Raw genomic sequence first — 22,277 nt, 5'->3', positions numbered from 1 at the left:
CTCAAGCGAGAGGATTTTTTTATTTATGTCGGAACAGTTCGGACAATGGAAAATTGAGTTTTTCTTCCAGATATTGATCGGTTTCCTGTAATCTAGGTGAGAAATTTTGCATCCAGATGTCATCAGTCTGGGCATTGGTGAGATGGTTTTTGCGTGGCAGTGGATAGGGTAATTGCAGATAAAAATTCCAGAAGCTGACCTGATCCAGATCACGAACCAGCACATATTCATTTTCATCGGTACGTTTGATCAAATTCTGCTTTTCAAACATGGCGACATAGCTCGGCCAGCGTCCAATTTCATCCCGGCCCAGCACTTCAAGCGCTTGTGCTTCACTGATGCTTTCACCGGTTTTTTGCTTTTTATAAAATAATTCTAACAGATCCAGCAGCATGACGATGGGATGGCGTTTATTGTCCTGCCCAGATTCAAACGCCGTCAGGGCATAGCTGATTTCAACCCCCAATAACACAATAATCCACGACAGATAAATCCAGAGCAGGAAAATCGGCACGGCGGCGAAGGCACCATAGACGATCTCATAGCTGGTAAAGTTTGACATGATATAGCCAAACAGATTTTTCAGCAGCTCAAACACCACGGCACTAAATAGACCGGCAATAAAGGCAGATTTAAGCGGTACACTGCGATTCGGGATGGTCCAGTTCAAAATGAAAAATCCGAGTACAGTCAAAGAAAAGGAAATCGCCCATAGGACAAAAGCGCCATCAAGCTCATAACCGGCAAAGTTATTGCTGAGAATGCTCATGGATGCCACGGTCGAAGAAATCACAAATGCACTGCCGAGTAAAATCGGCCCGAGCGAAATGATGGTCCAGTAACGCATAAAGCCCATAATTCCGCCCCGCGTTTCAGTCACGCGCCAAATGCGGTTAAACACCGTTTCGATACTGCTGAGCATCAATACTGTCGTCACAAACAAGAACAGAATACCAATGATGGTGAGATTGCTGGATTTATCGGTAAAGGCATTCAGGGCCTTATCAAAGGCAATTGTAGTTTTGGGTAAAAAATTACTATAGATCAGTTGTTGCAATTGCTGCCGCGCAGGTTCCAGCGCTTTAATGGAAGAGATAATTACCAGAAAAACCGTCAGCATCGGCACCACCGCAAACAGGGTAGTGTAGGTCAGGGAACCTGCCTGTTCGCGACAGCGGTCTGCTTCAAAGCGTCGAAGTACAAATAAAACAAATTGAAACCAGTGTTTTTCATAGAAAGGTAATTTCTTTAAATACTTAACAATCATCTGCATCCAATCTCAATTTTTTTAATCATCATGAATTTTCACCATCAGCTTAACCAAAAAACTTGCAAAGTATCGTATAGTTTTATTTTTTTAAGTAATGAATAAGAACCATGATGCAACCTTATGTCCTTGTTTTATATTACAGCAAATATGGCTCAACCAAAGAAATGGCGCATCTGATTGCCAATGGAATTGAAGCGGCAGGCGTGGCAGTAAAAATCAGGACAGTTCCAAATATATCCAGCATGGTAAAAGTCGCTGAACCGAGTATTCCGGCGGAAGGGGATATTTACTGTACTCTGGACGATCTGGCGCAATGTGCCGGCCTGGCGCTTGGTTCACCGACCCGTTTTGGCAATATGGCCTCTGAAATGAAATATTTTTGGGATCAGACCACGAGTCTGTGGCTGAATGGAGCGCTACACGGTAAACCGGCTTGCGTGTTTACGGCATCAGGTTCCATGCATGGCGGACAGGAAAGTACTTTGCTGACCATGCTGCCGCCGTTGTTCCATCATGGCATGATGATCATGGGGCTTAGTAACGCAACACCGGCACTCTCGAATACCAAAACTGGTGGTACGCCTTATGGCGCTAGTCATGTCAGCGGCCCACGGCATGATCAGGGCCTGAGTCAGGATGAAAAAATTCTGTGTGAAGTACAAGGCAAGCGTTTAGGTGAAGTGATACTGAAACTCAATCGAGTCTGACAAGCACTCACAGGAAATGAAGAATGAACTTCATTTCCTGAATTTTATTAGGCTTCTTTTTGATCTTTTTGATCTTTTTGATCTTTTTGATCTTTTTGATCTTTTTGATCTTTTTGATCTTTTTGATCTTTTTGATCTTTTTGATCTTTTTGATCTTTTTGATCTTTTTGATCTTTTTGATCTTTTTGATCTTTTTGACTAAATCTGTATTTGCATTTCAGACATTGATAATCCTGAAACAGATTACGGTCGACAGAAACCCCGGCTTTTTTCCCCAGAAAATTACCGACCACACCGCCGGTAATCCCGACACTGATTGCACCGACAAAAGTGCCTACGGTTCCGCCGACAATCACACCTAAAGGTCCGGCTACTGTACCAATTGCAGCGCCAATCGATGCACCTGAAGCAGCGCCACCCACAGTCCCTGCAGTTGCACCCGCTGAACTCATGAGAATGCCGCCAATTTTCTTTAAATTCTGTTCATGATCGCGCTGTTCGATATCAGCTGAGCCACATTTAGGACATTGCATAGATTGTTCCATCAAGGATTGAGATGTGCTTGTTTTAGGTTTGTCGGGAATAGGATGTGTGCCCTGATCAGCACGTATTCATAACATACAACAACACACTAGATAAGTTTTGAATTCGCAAATCAGAAACATTGCATACTCACTTGATTCTAGTTGAGTTCACGCTAAAACATTGTATTTCAGCTGTAAATATATGCCTTCTTGGTTGATTAACGCAATTCTTAACCTGTCATTGAGGAAATGGCAAATCTCAAGATCATCAGAAATGTTCTTCTCTCATCAGTCTAAATATTGCGATCTTAGGTAGGCCATTTCTGGATTCGAAATGAAAAAGGAAGGGAAGTCGAAAAATATGTAAACGAGTTCTTATCAGGTCTATTCAAGTTTTCAGCCAAAATACATCTGAATATTGGCGTTTCTTTATAAGTCACCTTCATTGTAATTGATTAATTATATTTTAAATAAATCGTGACATTTATCCTTATTAAATAGAAGTTCTAATAAAATAAAAATTTACGACTTTTAAAATATAAAAAGTATAATAATTCTAATCTTTATTAGATAAATTTTTGATTATTGATAATATAAAAAATATATTATCTTAATCAAGTTTTTTGGATGAATTTTATATTCAAAAAAAATTTATATAATGATTTCTTACAAATCACAAATAATAAACAAATATATATTAATTTAATAAAAACAATAATTTATATTTTTAAATAAAACAAAAAAAATAAGTGAATAGGGATAAGTTTTACATTTTATAATTTTATGTGATTTAATATTTTTCAGATAAATTTAATCTTACTTAAATGAAAAATTAAATAAATATCTTAAGTCAGAGGATATTAAGATTATGAGAATATTAGTTATCAATCTGGGTTTATTAGGTTTATGTTTTCTGAGTAACGCTTATGCCACCTCTGATGAGTGGACTCAGCGTTGGAAATCATCCAGTGCCCGTTCCAATGAGAATCTAGTTCAAGCCAATCTGATCGAACTCAAGGAGTCAGACTATTATTCCGGATTAGGTAAAACCACCGTTCATAGCACCTCAACCACTTCCATCGGGACGGTAAATACCCCGACCAACAATATCAATGTAGAGGGTGCAGACAACAATATTGATATTACGAGTGAATTGCTGAATGAAGCACCAGTCAATTCAAATACCAACCAAAATCCTCAGCGCTGTCTTAATTTAAGTAACAGACCAGGAGAATCACAATGTTGAATTTCTCCTCGACCAAAAGACATATATCTTTCGTGAGTGCCACTGTCCTTTTCAGCTCTTTTTTAACAGGCTGCACGGGTTTAGCGCCCTCAAACAAGAAGCCAGTTAGCCTGGTACAAGGCCCCCCAATTACCGATATTTTTACCCCTTTTGATATGGCTTTATCCTGCCTAAAAGGACAATTACGTAGTGATTTGAGTTTCTCCGTGGGGGCAATTCTGGATCAAACCGGTAAGGATGTAGTTACCAATGGTGGTAGCGGAAAAATGGTGACCCAAGGTGCGGGAGATATGGTGCAATCTGCCTTGTTTCAGGCGGGGGTAAGCTTAATGAACCGGCGTGATCCCCGGATTATCGAAAGCGAAGCCAAGTGGGGCATTCGTGATCCAAGACAAATCCAGGCTTCTGATTATTATGTGACAGGCAGTATTAACAGTCTGGATTTTATTCCGGGTGGTGGTTTTGACATGCAGATCGCTGGTGTCGGTCCGAATTATAGTCAAACCCGGATTATGGTCGGTCTGGATTTATCTTTGACTGATACCCGCAGCAGTAAAGTCGTGGGCAATGTTTCATTGCAGAAGCAAATTGCTGCACAGGATTATGGCTTAAGTGCAGGCAGATTCGCTGGTCGTACACTCTTAAATATTCAGATTGGAAAAGGAGAACGAGAGGCAACTAACTTTGCCTTGCGGCAAATGTTGAATCTGGCCACTTTTGAATTGCTGAGTCAGGTTGTCCCACCCGCCGTATTTGAAAGTTGCCGTGCGCAGATACCGCCAGAGTTTGGTCAATTGAACTTAACCCGAAGTTCTGTCGCTCTGCATAAATACAAGAAAAACCAGCAACAAAATAGTACAGCTTCAAGCAGTGTTGTTCAGGAGTCAGTCTCAAGCCAGGCAGACTCATCCAATGAAAAAAATAAGTCAACCAACTCCCCGAGCAAAGATACAAAACCGCCTAAACAGAAAGAGTCCGAGATGATTCAAAACCCTGAAGCAGAGCCTGAAATGAGTAAACAGGACTTGATTAAATATATCAGCAAGAAGCAGCGTCAACCTTCTTCAAATGAGAAAAATGAAGAAAAAGATACTCAAGAAAAGGCTGATAAAGAACAAGAAGATGAAAAAACTACAACGCTATGGGAGGCCAATCCTGAGGTGGTCGAAAATTACTGGTCTAGCACGCAGCGTGATTAAAAATATTTAAAAATGGGCTCGCTCCCATTATAAGAAGGAGTACTTAGCGAGAGGTACTTCAAAACAAAAGTAGGAAGAACAATGATGAAAAACACGATCAAGACAATCGCTTTATCCGTCGCCTTTCTGTCTGGTACAGGTATGGCATACGCCCAAGGAGATGAAACACTTACTGACGTCACCGTAGATACAGGTTTAATAGCTACCCTGGATTCTATTTCTCAGCAGGTTGAAAATGGTTCTGCTTTGAATCTTGCAGTAAATACAGGTAATGTTGATGCAAGCGTCGATCTAGAAGCAATTGCAGAAGCTACAAGAGAAGCACCAGAGGCCATTAGTTCAATTGAAGGTAGTATTGAAACTACTGCGATTGGTGCCGCGAATACCGGTAGTATCAGCATTGAACAGGGTAGCTACAATAAGGTGGTATCAGACATATCAGATGAAACGAGTAACTACGACTACAGTGCAGTAACGAGTGCAACTAATAATTCTGAAACTCTAGAGGAGCTATCAGAGGTTGGGAATAGTTCAGATATCTCAGAGGTTGTGAGTTCAACACTGAGTACTGACTATAGTGAGGAAATCAATGAAACTTTAAGCAATTATAGTGTAGCGAACATTGCTTATAATGCGGGTACTATTGATGCCTCTGTAAGTGCTATTTCAGAAGGAACTCAAACTGCGATTAACAACAGCATCACAACTACCGCTATCGGTGCTGTGAATAGCGGTAGTATCACTGTGACTGTTAAATAAACTCTTTTTTTGAGGTAAACACAGGTCTAACTATTGGCAGATAGTTAGGCCTCTTTATTTTATAATAACCTCCACATAAATTGTTGTTTATTCATCGGATAAAAAATTACTTATTGTTTGACACTCCTTATTTCAGAAATTGAATAGCCTGGAGCTTAAGATTAAGCCATTTATCTAGGATCAAATCTGGAAGAATAAATAAGAATTTAGGCTGAGCTATAGCCGAGTTTTGGATATTTTAAATTTATATCATCAGAAAAACACAATAAAAAAAGAGCGCATCAGCGCTCTTTTAAAATTCATTGGCGAGCTTAGTCGCGAACAAATTCAACTGTGCCATTTCTCAAAGACTTTACGCGTGCCAGTGATTCCACACGGTAGCCTTTTTCAAGCAGCAGGTCACGACCTGGCTGGAATGATTTTTCAATCACAATGCCAATACCGACTACTTCTGCATTTGCCTGGTGGATCAGGTCTGCAAGACCTAAAGCCGCTTGACCATTAGCCAGAAAATCATCGATCACTAAAACCTTATCGGTTGAGCTGATGTGTTTATTTGAAATCGCGATTGTGCTTTCAGCCTGTTTGGTAAATGAAAAGACTTTAGAACGATATAAATCATCTTTCAGGGTGAGAGACTGGTATTTACGTGCAAAGATTACAGGTACGCCAAGCTCTAGGCCGGCCATTACGGCAGGTGCAATACCTGATGCTTCAATCGTAATAATTTTGGTAATACCAGCATCCTTAAACAGACGCGCAAATTCTTGACCAATCAGTTGCATCATGACTGGATCAATCTGATGGTTTAAGAAAGAGTCTACTTTCAAAACTTCTTCAGAGAGGACGATGCCTTCAGCCAAGATTTTCTGTTCTAGTGCATGCACGGGAGAATCCTCAAGAGCAGGTGCTTTTTCAAGCAAAAGCGTATTGTAAAAAGCACCCGGAAAAAATCAAGTGAAATTCGCCAAAAACTTAGTTGCTTGCACCTTTATAGTCAGTTAACAGTAAACCATAGGAGGCTTTCTTGTCGACATGCGAAACTTTGACTGGAAGATAGTCAAGTTTTGGTGCCAGCCAGAAAATGGTTTCACGACCTGGTTTGCTGTGTTTCATCACCACTTTAATGGTATTAAAGGATCCGTATTTGGTGCTTATAGTCTCTGAACCCTGTTTGATAAACTTACGGCCTTCAACTTCTTTAGCATCAGCGATATAGTAATTTGCTTTCAGGCCTGAATTTTTTAAGTCTTCACGGATCTGCAATTCCGCATTCAACTCATCCAGAACATCTGCTCTCCAGGCAAAAGAGCGTTTTTCATCGTCTTTCTTGGTACTGATGCTTTTGCTGGAAGGATTAAAATTAATACTCATGGTGTTGTTATGCACCAGCACTTTACTGCTGCGACTGAAACTGCTTGAGCCGATCTTGCCATTATTAAAAGTAAAGCGGCTGGTTTCGGTTGCAGAGGCAATACCTCCGGCTTTTGCAGCAAAGACATAAGTCCAGTTATTGCCTGATTTGCTTAAAGTCCGCGTTGCAGAACCCATATTCTTGCCATTATAGCTAAATTGATAACTGGCCTGGAAAGGAGTCATGGCAAAAGCTTGGCTAGAAATACCAGTGAACAGTATCGCGCTGCTCAGACCCGTGGTCATCACTAAAGTTTTGAATACAGTCTTCGCCATCAGTTATTTTCCTATATTGGTTCAACGGGCAAAACATATCACTTATTGCACCCTTTATTATTTGGGCAAAATATGGAAATTGAAGGGATATTTCTGCCAAAAATGTATATTTCATGTAGTTTTATGGAACTTTTGTTCAAAAACTACGTTTGACATGATTTAAGAAGGATCTTTCTGTTTGATGGGGGTGACCCGGTTGTCATCCATCTCGTCTTCATCCCAGTTCTCTTCCTGATCTTGGGAAAGTTTTCTAAACAGGGCGGCCAGATTGACATTACCAATCACCACCAGTTCGGCTTCACGAAGTACTGCGTGATTCACATGAACTTTGCCCAAGGTATCAATGACAGATCGGCTTTTACCTAACCAGCGATTTAAATCTAGATAAAGCAAGTCATCGATGACTTTAATTACGCCCAGTTTTTCCAGAATCATTCCCAAAGGATCTTTATTCAAGATACGTTGATAGAAGAACAAGCCGAAACGCACGCCCAGTTTATACAGCATATTTGGATATTTGGCTTCAATCAGCTGAGTATCACTAATTTGCTCGAACACGATCAACTGGGTGGTTTTATTTAGTTCCATCTGTACCAGTTTCAAATCAACCGATAAAGTGACAATCAGGCCTTTATAATCCAGTGTTGCATACAAACGCAGCCAGTCTTCGTGTAAATCTGCATGTAAGTCTTTTAATGCATCGACATTGTCTGTGACAAAGCGCTGAAAGGTTGCATTCAGGAAGACTTGCGATAAGGGAAATTCACGCTCATCTTCAATAAATCCTTCCGCCCTCTGATACACTTGGCGGATTCGGTTGGAAATATTGGAAATTAGCGTTTGCATACTGAAGCGTCCTGGCAACTTTATTTTTGACTCGGGATGTATCTTGTCGAATTGTATGAAAAATACAAGCGTTCATGCTTGAAGTTTAGCAAAATAAATAGCACCATTTTTATAGTTTTAGTTATGTAACGTTGAAGATTTGATGGATTTGGCATTTTAAAAAGATAAATGACGAATCCGTTTATTTTTAATCTTTCAAATACTTTTTTGGGGAGCTGAACTCAGTATTGAGTTTGGGCGAATGTGAAAAAACGATGATACTCATGCCTCTGGTCAGAACTTGGTGGAAAGATCCAGTGTTTAGCAGTGCGGTGCTTGCCGCAGGCATTATGCATTTGATCGTGCTGACCCTGGAATTTGGTATGCCGCAAGATCGGGATACCAGTACCAAGGAAATCGCGGTCAGCTTGCGCCAGACTGATCAAAAAATTGAACATGCCGATTTTCTGGCCCAGACAGATCAGCAGGGTTCCGGCCAGTTTAGAGAAGCTCATCGCATGTCGAGTGATATGCCATCGCCGTTAATGGAACAACATGCAGGCGAAGAACTGCAAGAAAGTCTGGATATGCTGCAACAGCAACAGGAACTCAGTTTTGAAGAAAAAGTCCTGATGACCACCTTGAGCTGGCAAAAGCAGGCGGAAGAAAATCAGCGTAAAAAAATGCAGGAGCAATTACAGAGCCAATTTCAGGCCAAAGCGGCCATGGTCGCCAGTCTGGAAGCGCAATATTTACAGCGTCAACAAAATTTCAGTCGTCAGCAAAAAATTAAAACTGTAGATGGGATTCAGGCCAAGCAGGATGTTTCGGCCGCTTATCTGGAAAAGTTCCGTGAAAAAGTGGAATTTTATGGTAACCGCTACTATCCGGAAGCCGCCAAACAACAGAATCTGGCAGGGGAAGTGCGGCTGATGGTAATCCTGAACCAGAATGGCGGAATTCGTGCCATTCGGCTGATTGACAGTTCGGGACATGCCATGCTGGACGAAGCAGCCAAAGCTTCCGTGCGTAAGGCAGCCCCATTTGGTGCTTTCGACAGTAAAATGAAAGAAATTTCCGAACTGCGAGTGATTCGTACCTGGCGTTTTGACCCGGCAGAAGCGGAGTTTGAAGTGCGTTAGACTATTTATTCATTTGTAAACCCTCCCTCTAACTCCCTCCCAAAGGGAGGGAGAACTATCATTGAGCTATAGGTATTAAAACTCCCTCTCCTTATGGGAGAGGGTTGGGGTGAGGGTAAACAATAAAAAAAGCGAGCCTTGGCCCGCTTTTTTTAATATTCAAATTTTAGTTCTGTTCTAGATAAGGATTTTCAAAACCCAGCTTGGCCAGAATCTCGATTTCAATGCCTTCCATTTCTTCAGCATCTTCATCCGAGGTTTCATGGTCATAGCCCATTAGGTGTAAAGTGCCATGTACCAGCATATGGGTGAAATGCGTTAATGGTACTTTTTGCTGTTCCAGCGCTTCCGCCAGTACTACAGGAATACAGATCACCAGATCACCAATGGGAAATGCATCCAGAAACTGCGCCATTTCATCTGGAAGTTCACTTGGGAAAGACAGGACATTGGTCGGTTTGTCTTTGCCTCGATATTCCAAATTCAGTTTATGACTTTCGTCATTATCAACACAGGCAATTCCAATTTCGCAATCACTTTGAGTGCCGATATGACGTAAAGTGGTTTCTACAACTTTTTTAATATAGGCTCGTTTCAGTACCAGTTCAGGTGACTGAAAGTCCTGTTGTAAGGAAAGACTAAGTTTCAACACAAATCCTTAAGTTTAAAGCTTAATGCTGTGCGTCTGCCGCAGCATCATTTTCAGCGATCAAGGCATCCTGACGTGCTTTACGTTCGGCACGTGCTTCAGCACTTAAACGCTGCTGTTCACTGTCCCAGCCTTCGTAGGCTTCAACAATTTTCTGTACCAGTTGATGACGTACTACATCACGCGAATGGAAACGAGTGATATGAATTTCAGGAATTTTATCAATCACACGCAAGGCATGTGACAGGCCGGATTGCTGACCACGCGGTAAATCCACCTGAGTTACGTCGCCCGTAATCACGGCACGTGAGCCAAAACCTAAACGGGTCAGGAACATCTTCATCTGTTCTGGGGTGGTGTTCTGCGCTTCATCTAGAATCACGAAAGAATGATTCAGGGTACGGCCACGCATATAAGCAAGCGGAGCGACTTCAATCACCTGGCGTTCGATCAGTTTGGCCACTTTTTCAAAGCCGAGCATTTCATACAGCGCGTCATACAAGGGACGTAAGTACGGATCGATTTTCTGGGTTAAATCCCCCGGCAAGAAACCAAGTTTTTCACCGGCTTCAACCGCAGGACGAACCAGCAAGATCCGCTGAATTTCATTACGCTCCAGCATGTCCACGGCAGCCGCAACGGCGAGGTAGGTTTTACCTGTACCCGCAGGGCCAATACCAAAAGAAATATCACTTTGCAGAATGCGCTGTACATAACGTTTCTGGTTGGCACCACGCGGATTGATCCGGCCCTTACGAGTTTGCAGCCAGACATTGTCCAGCCCCGTATGTTCCTGATCGTCCAGATCTTGCTGAAGTTCACGGTCAGTCTGGCTGCCCTGAATCATCAGATGTAAAGTATCTGCACTAATCTGCTGACTATGTTCAGATTCTTCATGAAGACGTTGCAAGAGCATTTCGGCTCTCTCAACGGCATCGATTCCACCATCAATAATAAAACTTTCTCCACGATGGGAGATTTTGACGTCTAAACGTTGTTCAATTTGCTTCAAATGGCCGTTATAGGCACCTAACATGGCTTGTATACGGTCCATCGAAATTCCAGGAAAAGCTACTGTACGTCGAATCGCTGCAGTCAAGAGTGTTCCTTATGAAGTGTGCGTTATATGCTCTACATTACGCCACGTCAGGCTCAAGATTCAAGAGCTCACCGTAAACTAAATTCAAAGTTTTAATTTCGGTAATTTCAATCTCGGCAAAGCGGCCTACCCAGGCAGGGTCACCAATAAAGTTGACATAACGGGTATTGTCCGCCGTACCGACCAGAATATTCGGATCTTTATCAGAAACTTTTTCGATCAGTACACGCTGGATGGTCCCGAGCATGGCATCCGTCTTGTCAATGCTTGAACGCTTAATCCATTGCTGAACTTTGGCCAGACGTTCTTTTTTGACATCTTCAGAAATCGTATCTTCCAGTTCTGCCGCAGGCGTACCCGGGCGTTTTGAATAGATAAAACTATAAGAATGGTCAAAATCCAGATCCTGAATAAACTGATAAGTCTCTTCAAAGTTTTCATCTGTTTCACCCGGGAAGCCAATGATAAAATCTGAAGATAGGTGCATGTCAGGGCGAACTGCACGTAACTTTTTAATCTTTTCGATATAGACATCAATGGTGTGGTTACGCTTCATCGCTTGTAACACATCATTGGAACCGCTTTGTACCGGCAGATGCAGATGTGAAACCATTTGTGGCAGGTCACGATAGCACTGGATCAGGTCATCATTAAATTCCAGGGGATGCGAGGTGGTATAGCGAATACGGCCAATACCCGGAATGTCTGCAACCAAACGCAGCAAATCGGCAAAAGTACAGATATTGCCTTCGAAGGTTTCACCCCGGTAGCCATTTACGTTCTGACCCAACAGCGAAATTTCACGCACGCCTTTTTCTGCCAGACCTGCAATTTCAGCCAGGACATCATCCAGTGGACGAGAAACTTCTTCACCACGCGTATACGGCACCACGCAGAAAGAACAGTATTTGGAACAGCCTTCCATGATCGAGACAAAAGCTTTATAGCCTTCAACACGCGGTTCTGGCAGAAAGTCGAATTTCTCGATATCGGGGAAGGAAATATCCACCAGTTTGATTTTTTCTTTTTTCGGCTTTTCGATCTGCTCAAAATGCTGATCCAGCATTTGCGGCAAACGGTGCAGGGTTTGTGGACCAAAAATCATATCGACATAATTGGCACGTTTCTGGATGTTGTCGCCTTCCTGAGATGCCACACAGCCACCGACACCAATAATCAGATCAGGATTTTTATCTTTAAGCTTACGCCAGCGGCCTAGCTCGGAGAATACTTTCTCTTGGGCTTTTTCACGGATCGAGCAGGTATTCATCAGTAGAATATCGGCATCTTTAGGATCGGTGGTCAGCACATAGCCATGAGAATCGCCTAACAGGTCTGCCATACGGTGACTGTCGTACTCATTCATCTGACACCCTTGTGTTTCGATGTACAGTTTCTTGACTGAAGCATCGCTAACAGGGGTGTGCGCTGGCTGGGTAACAGTGTTTTCTGAGGCAGCTGGGGCACCATTCGGAATGAAGGTTTGAACCGTCATGTAGGCTCCTACAAGGTAATACGTTGAAAGAGTGAACGAACAGCCTGATTGATGCATCAAACAGGTGAATAAAAATTCAATTCACAGACTGAAATCTTGGAAAGGCGCATATTTTAGCAGGAAAGTCGCTTAAACTTATAGCCCAAATTAACTGTGGAAAAATATTGATTTATGGGCAAAAATTGTCTGTAGATTAATATTGCTTAATCATAAGGTTACATAACTGAACAATAGAGTTGGTTATAATCTTCAAACTAGCTCTTATGATATGCAACATGGGCAAAGCATAAAATCGATGATAGAAGGCAAAGGGATGTTGAAACACACTAAAACTATGTATAAATACTATAAATTAATTACTTTAAGTGTGGCATGTATCTGTTCAGCGAGTACACAGGCAGCAGAAGAACAATTTAATGATGCCTTGCGTGCAGCCAATGCAGGTAATACTGAACTGTTACAGCAATATCGTCTGTCTATGCAGAATGATGCCTTGGGCTATTATCCGGAATACTGGATTTTAAACCAGAATCTTGCCATGCAGCCTGTTAGTCAGATTATCAGTTTTGCCCAGCGTTACCCTCAATCCGCCATGGCTGAAAAGCTGGCAGCAGACTATGTCGAAGAAAAGGTAAAAATGGCAGACTTTAGTACTGCTCAACCGGTATTGCCTTATGTAACCAATGCTGATCCTGCCGAAGCCTGTGCAGTGGCACAAGTGCGCGCCAAAGCTGGCGATGAACTGGTCTATGCCGAGTTTAAAGAAGTATGGTTAACCACCAATAGCCAACCCGATTCTTGTACTGGTTTAGGCCGGATGATGCTATCCAGTCCACTCATGACCTCAGAAGACCGTCAGCAGCGACTCTGGGGACAACTTCGTGCCGGACAGTCAGGTCAGGCCATTGCGACAGCGCAAGGCATTGGTCTAAATCTGTCTCTGGCACAACTGAATTCGATTCAGGCCAATCCCACTAATTATTTGTGGTCTGCGCCTAAAAGTACTGCGGCAGAGCATGCCTATCTGATTTATGCGCTGGGACGTCTGGCCGATAGCGATTTGGACTCAGCTTTGTCTATCGTCAAGCGGACCGCGGAAGGTACACCAGTACAGGTACAACGCGCCTTATATCGTGCTGTCGGTTATATCGGTGGTACCACAGTCATGAAAAACAACTTCAACCGGGAAGTGTTAAATGCGCTAGATGCCAGCTATGGTCTGCCATTTAGCCCGGAAGAAGCCGAGATTTATGCGCGTCAGGCGATTCGTTTTAGTGCCTGGGAAAGCCTGATTCGTGCGATTGACAGCATGAGCGTCAACCAGAAGCAGGAAGATCGCTGGCAATATTGGCTGGCTCGTGCTAGTGAACAACGTGCTGACCGTGCTTCCAAGCAGGCAGCAGAAAGTATTTATCGTAAGCTGGCGATCGGAGATGACTATCACAATCTTTTGGCACGCGACAAGCTGGGGCAGGTGACCGCGAGTACACCAACCCCGGCACAGCCATCCAATCAGGCTATGCAGCGCTTGAATCAGGATATTCATTTCCGCCGTGCTTTCACTTTACGTAATATCAGCGCCCCAGAGAACTACATTAACCGTGAATGGAACTGGGCAGTACGTCAGGCTTATCTGAAGAAAGATGATGACCTGTTGCTGGCTGCGGCAAAGCGTGCCATGGACATGGGTTGGCATGATCGGGCCATTTATGCTGCCGACCGTACCGCGAACAAACATAACTACAATTATCGTTTTCCAATGCCACATCAGAATTACGTGGTCAGCCATAGTCGTAATGCCGGCATAGATCCAGCCTGGGCCTACGGGTTGATGCGTCAGGAAAGCCGTTTCAATACTGTGGCACGTTCACATGTAGGTGCGGGTGGTCTGATGCAGATTATGCCGGACACGGCCAAGCTGGTGGCACGTCAAATGGGTGAAGCTTATAACCCGGCGGCACTCACCGATATGAATACCAATATTCGCTACGGAACATTCTATTTATCTACGATTCAGCGTCAGCTCAGCGATAGTCCGGTGCTGGCAACGGCAGGTTATAATGCTGGCCCAAACCGTGCCCGCCGCTGGCAGCCAGAATTTCAGGGGATTGCCGCAGATCAATATACTGAAAGTATTCCTTTACTTGAAACCCGAGATTATGTGAAACATGTCATGACCAATGCCACGCATTACGGTATCTTGTTAGGACAGGGGGCACAGTCAGTGGGTAAACGCATGCAACTGATACCATTACGTAATACACAATAAAATTAAAATTATTGGGGGATGGTGATTTATTCATGAAAATAATGAAGGATCGTCGAGTCTGGGCTGGATCGGTTGCGCTTGTAGTATTGGCCAGCAGTCAGGCAGCCTTTGCTGCACCAACAGACTATGTCATGGATGTACAAATGGTCCCGGCCTTATGTAGCTTGTACCCGGAATATGCCAAGAAGCGAAAATGTCTGGAAGGTTATTCGCTGAATATCTCCGGCTTATATCCTCAGACCACATCACAAAATTGCACGACCAATAGCTCTGCGAAACTGTCACCACTGCAGTCCAAGGTAGTGGCCAGGATCATGCCGGATGACAATACCCGGACAATTTTATGGCGCAATATCGGTGGCTGCGTGCCGATGAATGCCAGTCAGTATTTCCGGACGATTATCAATTATGCAGATCGTCTTAAAGTGCCTGCGGAACTAACGGAACAGGAAAATATCACGATTTCTGTCGATACATTGCGAGCCAAATTCCTGAAAATTAATCCGCAATTACCGGGCAATGCCTTGCGATTCAACTGCCAGCAGACTCAGTCAGCTAGCGTGCTTACCTCGATCAAGGTCTGTTATCGCCCCAATGGCAATTACAAATCCTGTCCTGCCAACATTATTAATACATGCCCAAAAACTGTCACAATAAAAGGAACATACTGAGCTTTTTTGCCGATTTAATTTATATTTCCTATCAGACTTTAGGTGAAATCCGTCCTCTTTTATATGCATCTGGCAAAGGATTGGAGTACAATCTTTCGCGTTTACGATTATTAGATTAAATACTAACTATTTAATCGCATTGAATATCCTCAATTGGAGATAATTAGATGAAGCAAGCAGTTCGTGTTGCCGTTACTGGCGCTGCAGGTCAAATTGGTTACAGCCTATTATTCCGTATCGCAAGCGGCGAAATGCTAGGTAAAGATCAACCAGTGATTTTGCAATTGCTCGAAGTTCCTTTTGAGAAAGCTCAGCAAGCGCTTAAAGGCGTAATGATGGAGCTTCAAGATTGTGCATTCCCATTACTAGAAGACATGATCGGTACTGATGATCCTAAAGTTGCATTTAAAGATGCTGACTACGCGCTTCTAGTTGGTTCACGTCCACGTGGTCCAGGTATGGAACGTGCTGACCTGCTTAAAGTGAACGGTGAAATCTTCATTGGTCAAGGTCAAGCATTGAACGAAGTTGCGAGCCGTGACGTTAAAGTTCTAGTTGTTGGTAACCCTGCAAACACGAATGCTTACATCGCAATGAAATCTGCTCCAGATCTCCCAGCGAAAAACTTCACTGCAATGTTACGTCTTGACCACAACCGTGCTGCATCTCAAATTGCTGCTAAAACTGGTAAAGCGGTTAAAGACATCAAAAATCTTACAGTTTGGGGTAACCACTCTCCAACCATGTATGCTGACTACCGTTTTGCAACAATTAACGGCGAAAGCGTTAAAGACATGATCAACGACCAAGAATGGAATGCAAATACATTCCTTCCGACTGTTGGTAAACGTGGTGCTGCGATCATCGAAGCACGTGGTTTGTCTTCTGCTGCTTCTGCTGCTAACGCTGCAATCGACCATATGCGCGATTGGGCTCTTGGCACAAACGGCGAATGGGTAACAATGGGTATTCCTTCTGACGGTTCTTACGGTATTCCTGAGGGCGTAATGTTCGGTTTCCCTGTAACAACTGAAAACGGTGAATACAAAATCGTTCAAGGCCTAGAAATCGACGAATTCAGTCAAGAGCGTATCAACTTCACGTTGAACGAACTTGAAGAAGAGCGCGCAGCAATTGCTGACATGCTTAAATAATTTGATCTGAATAGATTAAGTTGAAAAAAGCACTCCATTTGGGGTGCTTTTTTTATATCACTCACTTTAATCAACAAAAAATAACAAGCTGTGAAGGAGAGACAACTGAGTTTTCGCTATGAGCCATCTAAGGTAGAAACAAGATTATAGATAAAAAGATGGAGGTTCAGATGTTAGAGCAACGCGCCACCTTCGAACTTTTCTTTGAACAATTGGGTTTGGATTCGAGTCCGGAAGCGATTGACGAGTTTATTAGCACGCATCAAATTGGTATGGATGTGCCACTGCATAAAGCTCCTTTTTGGAGTAAATCACAGCATGACTTTCTGATCAGTCACTGGAAGAAAGATGATGACTGGGCCATTTTTGTCGATGTGTTAAATGAACAATTACATATTGAGGCAGAGGGTTCAGGTTCCTGTGACATACCGAGCCATAAATCAACCTAAGAATTCGAATCTCAACACTCTCATAATTTAACGCTACGATGGAGACTATTTATGCTTATGGAACAACAGTTAACTTTAGAATTATTATTTGAACAATTGGGTTTGCCTTCTGATGAAGCCTCAATTACTCAGTTTACCCATACCCATCAATTGCCATCTGAAGTGGCATTACCGGATGCCGAATTCTGGAGTGAGGGACAAAGTGCCTTCCTGCGTGAACACTGGCACCAAGATGATGAATGGATTGTCATTATTGACAAGTTAAATCAGCTTTTACATGTGGAAAGTGACAAGCAGAGCACTTAAATGCATTCGTACAAAATGAAACAACAAACCTAGTCAAATGACTAGGTTTTCTTTGTCTTATCTTATAAGTTAGATCTATAAATAATTACAATTTATCTGATATAAGGAGGGCGCGATGCTCGCAAAGAACCAACCATCCTTAGAGCTCTTGTTTTCTCAGCTCGGTCTCGCCAATAGTCCTGCGGCTATTGAATTGTATGTACGCACCCATCAACTGCCAGCAGGGCTGTCCTTGCATGATGCGCCATTCTGGAATAAAGCCCAGCGTTCTTTATTAATCAGCCATTTGGTACAAGATGATGATTGGGCAATTTGGGTCGATGAACTGAATCAGCAACTGCACATGGACGCTTATAGACGTCAACCTGCTTGATCATTTTTCCTATATTTTTCTGATATTTAAAATAAGATGATATAGCTTGTATTAAAAAACGCCTCATTTGAGGCGTTTTTGTTCTTTGGCTTAATGCATTTTGCTTTTTAATATTTTGTTAAACCATTCGTGCTGACGATAATCATTAAATGCATGATGCTGCTGTAATAATTCCAGCTCAAATTCGGCAGTGGTAGTGTATTTACCTAACCAGTGGCGGGTCAGGGCCGGCTCATTTTTACTGGCACTGGCATAGGCCAGAAAGAAATAAATGTCCCCATGTTCATAACTGGCCATTGGCTTTAAAATTTGCTGAGTAATCAGGGCGAAATGGTGCTCTTTGGTCAATTCAAAAAACATCATATAAGCCTTGGCCAGATGCAAAGATAGGTTGATATACATGCGCAGCGGCATTTCTTCAAATTCTACCCGGCCTTGTTCCAGCAACACTACGGCTTCTTGCAGGAAATGTCGCTGTTCCTGACGCAGGTCACTTAAAGTCACCAGCTGTAAACGAAGATCAGCACGTTCAAGCGTTAATTCCGGCGTATTGCCTTTTAAATACAATTGGTCAGTTTCACCCAGACGTTGAATAATCTGTTTGGTCGTTAATCGCATCAACGCAATCCTCATTTCTCAATAATGGCTATATGAGGTTAAAAATTAAAATTTAAAGCGGCAGCGTGTCTTAGAGTAGTGAGGTATCACTTCTTAGCCAGGCGGTAATGGATAGGCGTTGCTGTTTAGAGATTAAAACTTCATGTAATAAATCGCTCTGGAACAGCGCCATTCGGTTCGGTTTTGGCTGGATAATATGCCACTGGCCATGTTTGTCCTGCAGGCGTAGTTCACCGCCCCAGTCCTTCTGCCATTGTTCATGTAAATAATACACACTGGAAATCATCCGGCCATTTTTATCTTGAGGATTGTCGCGGTGCAGGGTATAGAACTCACCCGCGTGATAGCAAGCGAAATGTGCTTCGACATCTTTGATGCCTAAATAAAACGCGCGGTTTAAAACTTGAGAAAATTGTTGAAGAGTTTGGATGTGTCGGTGGGAAATTTGAAATTCAGGTTGTAACCAAAGAATATGATCACTACGGATGTTGTTAACGACACCATTTTGAATGGCTGCATTACGAAATTCGTTTAAGTGGCTTAAGCATTCTTGACTCACTGCATGTTGATATTCGCTAGAGTACGCATCGTCAACAATACTAAAGCCATGTTGATCTAAATCATCTAAGATTTGATCAACATTCCAATCCCCTGGGATGATAACTGCTTCCATTTTTTCAATTCTCGATAGTGTGGTAAAAAAAGGTCCGCTATTTTAGTGCAATAATCGTTTCTGAACGAAATAGTTTTTCATGTTAAAATAGCAATTGATCTTAGGAATAATTGAAACATGAATTACCGTCACTCTTACCACGCAGGCAACTTTGCCGATGTCATGAAGCACGTTTTATTGCTTCAGTTGTTGACTCGACTGAATGCAAAAGACAAACCTTATCGCTATGTAGATACACATGGTGGTGCAGGTAAATATGATTTGTCGACTGCCGAAGCGCAAAAATCAGGTGAGTTTTTAAACGGTATTCATCGTCTTATTAAGCTGGATGATTCGATCAAGCGTAATGCACCTGAAGGCGTACAACAATACTTGAAAATTGTTGAAAACATGCGTGAAAACTTTGGTAAGGGTGCTTATCCGGGTTCACCGTGGTTTGCCCTGGAAGGTATGCGCGAGATTGATAAAGCGACCATTTTTGAAATGCAGCGTGATGTATTCCAGCAACTTCGTCATAATATTTTTGACAAGCGTGCCGGTTTGCATGAACGTGATGCATACGAAGGTTTGTTAGCTGTCATTCCACCGAAAGAAAAACGTGGTCTGGTGATGATCGATCCGCCATATGAACTGGAGCGTAAAGATTTCCCGCAGTTGGTTGAGCTGCTGGTTGCCGCGTATAAGAAATGGCCGACAGGTGTATTCGCCGTTTGGTATCCAATTAAAGACCGTGCCATGATCGAACGCTTCGAGAAAAAAATGTTCAAGACCGGTATCCGCCGTCAACTGGTGTGTGAAGTCTGTGTATGGCCGGATGATACCCCAGTAGGCTTGAACGGTTGTGGTTTGCTGGTGATTAACCCACCTTGGAAATTCTCTGAAGATGCAGATGAAGCACTACAGTGGTTATTCCCGCATCTTCGCATGAGTGAAAATGGTGGTCACGCTGCAGTTCGCTGGTTAGTGGGCGAGTAATTTTTTTAAAGATCAGGTCATAGCTAGGATCGACAAGAATGACAAATATAAGCAAACCGGAACGCGACTCTTCAACTGAAGTGCCTTTTGATGGCATCACCTTTGAGGTAGAAGAAGAGGAGCATACCCAGGAAGGGCAAAAAGTTAAGCGTCGAGGCATCTATCTATGGCCGAACCTGATTACAACGGCAGCGTTGTTGTCAGGTTTCTATTCGATTATTGCCAGTATGAATGGTGATTTTCAACAAGCGATTTATGCGATCTTTATTGCGGCATTACTGGATGGATTGGATGGCCGTGTGGCACGTGCGATTGGTGCACAAAGTCCGTTCGGTGAACAGTTTGACTCGCTTTCTGACATGCTGGCTTTTGGTGTAGCTCCCGCTATTTTAATGTATAGCTGGGGCTTAAGCGATTTGGGCCGAATCGGTCTGGCAGCATGCTTTGTTTATACTGCTTGTGCTGCGTTCCGTCTGGCGCGTTTCAATGTACAGATTGGTGTGGTCGATAAACGTTATTTTATTGGTGTGGCAAGTCCTCTGGCTGCCATCATGATTGTGTCATTGGTCTGGGTCGGTCTGGATTTTCCAGAAATCTTTGATATTCGTGAACCTTCTCTTCAGGTCATTAATGCAGTGGTCATTATTGCGGTGGGCTTGTTGATGATTTCCAATATCAAATACTATTCATTTAAAACTGTAGAACGTAAACGGGTTCCATTTTTTGTCCTACCAATTGCCGTATTCGTCTTTGCAGCGATGACTTATAATATTCCTGTCGGCATTCTGGTCATTTCTATTCTCTATGCCTTGTCTGGTTTTATCACCACCTTTATGGCAAAAAGATCGAGTACATTATAAAAATATAAGGAGTCTGAGATGCGGTTTCTTCAAGATTTTCTAGATCGTTCGAAACAGCTAAATCAGACTCCTGCTGTTTCGCGCTATCCCGCCTATCATGGTCCTACCTCAAAATATAAAATTATTCATCAAGGTTTGATGATCCCCGGGCTTCCGGCACCGCTCTATTATTTAAACTTTATGAGTATTATCGGGCAACCCAATGCACCCATGCTGTCAAACCCGAGCGCAATCGAAACCACAGCCTTAGATACCGCCACCGTGATTTGCAGTTCGAGTCCGCATATGGTGGGGCAATTACATCACTACTCGGTCAAGCAGGACTGTCATTTTAAATCAGGTCTGTTTCAGTTTCTAGATCGGGAGCAATTGAGCGGAAGTTTTCCAAATTTTCGTTTGCAGCGTTCTGACTCGGAACTCAGTTTTGATTTAAATATTCAAACCACTCAACTGATTTCTCATTTTACCCAAATGCGGTTTTCCTTGGCAGATCACTGGTCTTTGCTATGTCATTGTCAGGGAACGGTGAACTATAAAGCGCAGCAATATACGATCGATGGTCTTGGAAGCTTTGAATACGCGCGGAGTTTTAACTTTCCTTATCTACCTTTGGCCTTCCTGACTTATCAAATTATTAATCTCAGTGAAAAGAGGCAACTGTTGTTGGCGCAGATTCGGGATGGTTTTAATCGTATTGTTCAGTCGCGGATATATCTCCGTGATTTAAAAAACATGCGGACCCAAATGTTCGATCGAAAAGTTTATTTTAAAGTTCATCGTGTTTATCCGTGTGTCACGACACCCAATCGGCAAAGTATGTATTTGCCGCGCGAATTTGAATGGTGTTATGAAAATGCAGACGGTACTTGTATCTGGGTACAAGGTCAAAGTCGTGGAGATTTTAAATTTGGCCTGGCAGCGGGCTATGTAGGAAGTTTTAGTTATCAAGTGAAAATAAATGAAGAAACTGAAAATGGGGAAGGGGGTTATTGTGAATATATAGATTGCCGGCCTTTACGCTTTCAGGAACAGAATAAAACTGAAAAAAGATTAAGTCATTTATCCAATTCAGTCCCTTTACTGCTCAAGAAATGAAAAAAATCGCGATTTTTGTAGAATAAATAAACAGTCGTGATATTTTTGCTGAATTATTTAAGAATAGGGGTTGTATTGGGTTGGGAATACTGTAGAATGCACATCCATCGGCGGTGATGAAGATTAAAACTTCTGATAAAACAGTGACTTAGTTGAGTTTAATTGAGTTGGGTTTTATTTGATAAGTTTGAAAAATAGTTTTCATTACTGGTTGACTTTCTAGAGATAGA

The 22,277-nt window shown here is 42.6% G+C and carries 23 protein-coding genes and 1 pseudogene; 14 read left to right on the top strand and 10 right to left on the bottom strand.

The window, feature by feature from the left end:
- Window positions 1–19: 19 nt before the first annotated feature.
- Window positions 20–1,267 carry a YihY family inner membrane protein gene (locus AC13CK_RS06685; RefSeq protein WP_004645086.1) on the bottom strand — a complete coding sequence of 416 codons (1,248 nt, stop codon included), beginning with the start codon at window positions 1,265–1,267 and terminating at the stop codon, window positions 20–22.
- 113 nt (window positions 1,268–1,380) lie between these two features.
- On the opposite strand from AC13CK_RS06685, the gene wrbA reads away from it, so the two are divergent.
- A complete protein-coding gene (wrbA, locus tag AC13CK_RS06680) occupies window positions 1,381–1,977 on the top strand; it encodes an NAD(P)H:quinone oxidoreductase (protein ID WP_425879548.1) in 597 nt (198 codons plus the stop codon).
- 191 nt (window positions 1,978–2,168) lie between these two features.
- On the opposite strand, the pseudogene AC13CK_RS06675 reads toward wrbA, so the two are convergent.
- Window positions 2,169–2,522 (bottom strand): annotated as a pseudogene (locus AC13CK_RS06675) (hypothetical protein); the annotation flags it as partial.
- 847 nt (window positions 2,523–3,369) lie between these two features.
- Here AC13CK_RS06675 and AC13CK_RS06670 point away from each other — a divergent pair.
- The 3 genes from AC13CK_RS06670 (at window position 3,370) to AC13CK_RS06660 (ending at window position 5,705) form a co-directional block, all read left to right on the top strand.
- A complete protein-coding gene (locus AC13CK_RS06670) occupies window positions 3,370–3,747 on the top strand; it encodes a hypothetical protein (RefSeq protein WP_314107482.1) in 378 nt (125 codons plus the stop codon).
- Complete coding sequence (locus tag AC13CK_RS06665; protein ID WP_425879517.1) at window positions 3,741–4,946, top strand: CsgG/HfaB family protein; 1,206 nt, start codon at window positions 3,741–3,743, stop codon at window positions 4,944–4,946. Before AC13CK_RS06670 ends, AC13CK_RS06665 begins: the two co-directional genes overlap by 7 nt.
- Window positions 4,947–5,030: 84 nt before the next feature.
- Window positions 5,031–5,705: a hypothetical protein gene (locus tag AC13CK_RS06660; protein WP_482831065.1), complete on the top strand. Its 675-nt coding sequence runs from the start codon at window positions 5,031–5,033 to the stop codon at window positions 5,703–5,705.
- Between the two features lie 311 nt (window positions 5,706–6,016).
- On the opposite strand, the gene AC13CK_RS06655 is transcribed toward AC13CK_RS06660, so the two are convergent.
- The 3 genes from AC13CK_RS06655 to AC13CK_RS06645 form a co-directional block, all read right to left on the bottom strand.
- A complete protein-coding gene (locus tag AC13CK_RS06655; protein WP_482831026.1) occupies window positions 6,017–6,592 on the bottom strand; it encodes a xanthine phosphoribosyltransferase in 576 nt (191 codons plus the stop codon).
- A gap of 88 nt (window positions 6,593–6,680) precedes the next feature.
- Window positions 6,681–7,394, bottom strand: a complete 714-nt coding sequence (locus AC13CK_RS06650) for a DUF3108 domain-containing protein (protein WP_482831025.1) — start codon at window positions 7,392–7,394, stop codon at window positions 6,681–6,683.
- A 159-nt stretch (window positions 7,395–7,553) separates the two neighbouring features.
- The gene (locus tag AC13CK_RS06645) at window positions 7,554–8,240 is read right to left on the bottom strand and encodes a hypothetical protein (protein ID WP_005263717.1); all 687 of its coding nucleotides are present in this window, start codon (window positions 8,238–8,240) and stop codon (window positions 7,554–7,556) included.
- A gap of 263 nt (window positions 8,241–8,503) precedes the next feature.
- Between AC13CK_RS06645 and AC13CK_RS06640 the strand changes: the two genes are divergently transcribed.
- Window positions 8,504–9,361 carry an energy transducer TonB gene (locus AC13CK_RS06640; RefSeq protein WP_425879520.1) on the top strand — a complete coding sequence of 286 codons (858 nt, stop codon included), beginning with the start codon at window positions 8,504–8,506 and terminating at the stop codon, window positions 9,359–9,361.
- Between the two features lie 166 nt (window positions 9,362–9,527).
- On the opposite strand, the gene ybeY is transcribed toward AC13CK_RS06640, so the two are convergent.
- The 3 genes from ybeY to miaB are packed head-to-tail and all read right to left on the bottom strand — an operon-like array spanning window position 9,528 to window position 12,604.
- Window positions 9,528–10,010, bottom strand: a complete 483-nt coding sequence (ybeY, locus tag AC13CK_RS06635) for an rRNA maturation RNase YbeY (RefSeq protein ID WP_071850834.1) — start codon at window positions 10,008–10,010, stop codon at window positions 9,528–9,530.
- A gap of 22 nt (window positions 10,011–10,032) precedes the next feature.
- On the bottom strand, window positions 10,033–11,109 hold the full coding sequence (locus tag AC13CK_RS06630) for a PhoH family protein (RefSeq protein ID WP_004732214.1): 1,077 nt from the start codon (window positions 11,107–11,109) through the stop codon (window positions 10,033–10,035).
- A 37-nt stretch (window positions 11,110–11,146) separates the two neighbouring features.
- Window positions 11,147–12,604, bottom strand: coding sequence for a tRNA (N6-isopentenyl adenosine(37)-C2)-methylthiotransferase MiaB (gene miaB, locus AC13CK_RS06625; protein ID WP_071850832.1), 1,458 nt, complete (start codon window positions 12,602–12,604; stop codon window positions 11,147–11,149).
- A gap of 334 nt (window positions 12,605–12,938) precedes the next feature.
- Between miaB and AC13CK_RS06620 the strand changes: the two genes are divergently transcribed.
- From AC13CK_RS06620 to AC13CK_RS06595, 6 genes are all read left to right on the top strand, one after another.
- Window positions 12,939–14,873 carry a lytic transglycosylase domain-containing protein gene (locus tag AC13CK_RS06620; RefSeq protein ID WP_180039111.1) on the top strand — a complete coding sequence of 645 codons (1,935 nt, stop codon included), beginning with the start codon at window positions 12,939–12,941 and terminating at the stop codon, window positions 14,871–14,873.
- Between the two features lie 32 nt (window positions 14,874–14,905).
- Window positions 14,906–15,544, top strand: coding sequence for a ribonuclease T2 family protein (locus AC13CK_RS06615; RefSeq protein WP_373683237.1), 639 nt, complete (start codon window positions 14,906–14,908; stop codon window positions 15,542–15,544).
- Between the two features lie 167 nt (window positions 15,545–15,711).
- On the top strand, window positions 15,712–16,698 hold the full coding sequence (locus tag AC13CK_RS06610) for a malate dehydrogenase (RefSeq protein WP_004645103.1): 987 nt from the start codon (window positions 15,712–15,714) through the stop codon (window positions 16,696–16,698).
- 170 nt (window positions 16,699–16,868) lie between these two features.
- Window positions 16,869–17,147, top strand: coding sequence for a DUF2789 family protein (locus AC13CK_RS06605; RefSeq protein WP_004645104.1), 279 nt, complete (start codon window positions 16,869–16,871; stop codon window positions 17,145–17,147).
- Window positions 17,148–17,198: 51 nt separating this feature from the next.
- On the top strand, window positions 17,199–17,453 hold the full coding sequence (locus AC13CK_RS06600) for a DUF2789 family protein (RefSeq protein ID WP_425879525.1): 255 nt from the start codon (window positions 17,199–17,201) through the stop codon (window positions 17,451–17,453).
- Window positions 17,454–17,568: 115 nt separating this feature from the next.
- Complete coding sequence (locus AC13CK_RS06595) at window positions 17,569–17,826, top strand: DUF2789 family protein (RefSeq protein WP_004645106.1); 258 nt, start codon at window positions 17,569–17,571, stop codon at window positions 17,824–17,826.
- 90 nt (window positions 17,827–17,916) lie between these two features.
- Here the strand turns inward: AC13CK_RS06595 and AC13CK_RS06590 are convergent, their stop codons facing one another.
- Window positions 17,917–18,444, bottom strand: a complete 528-nt coding sequence (locus tag AC13CK_RS06590) for a hypothetical protein (protein ID WP_425879527.1) — start codon at window positions 18,442–18,444, stop codon at window positions 17,917–17,919.
- Window positions 18,445–18,514: 70 nt separating this feature from the next.
- Window positions 18,515–19,117 (bottom strand): 2OG-Fe(II) oxygenase, encoded by a 603-nt coding sequence (locus AC13CK_RS06585; RefSeq protein ID WP_425879529.1) that lies wholly within the window; start codon window positions 19,115–19,117, stop codon window positions 18,515–18,517.
- 117 nt (window positions 19,118–19,234) lie between these two features.
- On the opposite strand from AC13CK_RS06585, the gene AC13CK_RS06580 reads away from it, so the two are divergent.
- Genes AC13CK_RS06580 through AC13CK_RS06570 form a run of 3 tightly spaced genes read left to right on the top strand, consistent with a single transcriptional unit; the run spans window position 19,235 to window position 22,047 of the window.
- On the top strand, window positions 19,235–20,092 hold the full coding sequence (locus AC13CK_RS06580; protein ID WP_004281423.1) for a 23S rRNA (adenine(2030)-N(6))-methyltransferase RlmJ: 858 nt from the start codon (window positions 19,235–19,237) through the stop codon (window positions 20,090–20,092).
- Between the two features lie 38 nt (window positions 20,093–20,130).
- Window positions 20,131–20,952: a CDP-diacylglycerol--serine O-phosphatidyltransferase gene (pssA, locus tag AC13CK_RS06575; RefSeq protein ID WP_004732196.1), complete on the top strand. Its 822-nt coding sequence runs from the start codon at window positions 20,131–20,133 to the stop codon at window positions 20,950–20,952.
- Window positions 20,953–20,970: 18 nt separating this feature from the next.
- Window positions 20,971–22,047, top strand: coding sequence for a DUF6670 family protein (locus AC13CK_RS06570; protein ID WP_425879532.1), 1,077 nt, complete (start codon window positions 20,971–20,973; stop codon window positions 22,045–22,047).
- The last annotated feature ends 230 nt before the right edge of the window (window positions 22,048–22,277 follow it).

The sequence above is a fragment of the Acinetobacter sp. L-24 genome (genome assembly GCF_056857555.1).
The sequence above is the reverse complement of the archived record's forward strand: the minus strand, read 5'-3'. Positions and strand labels throughout refer to the sequence as shown.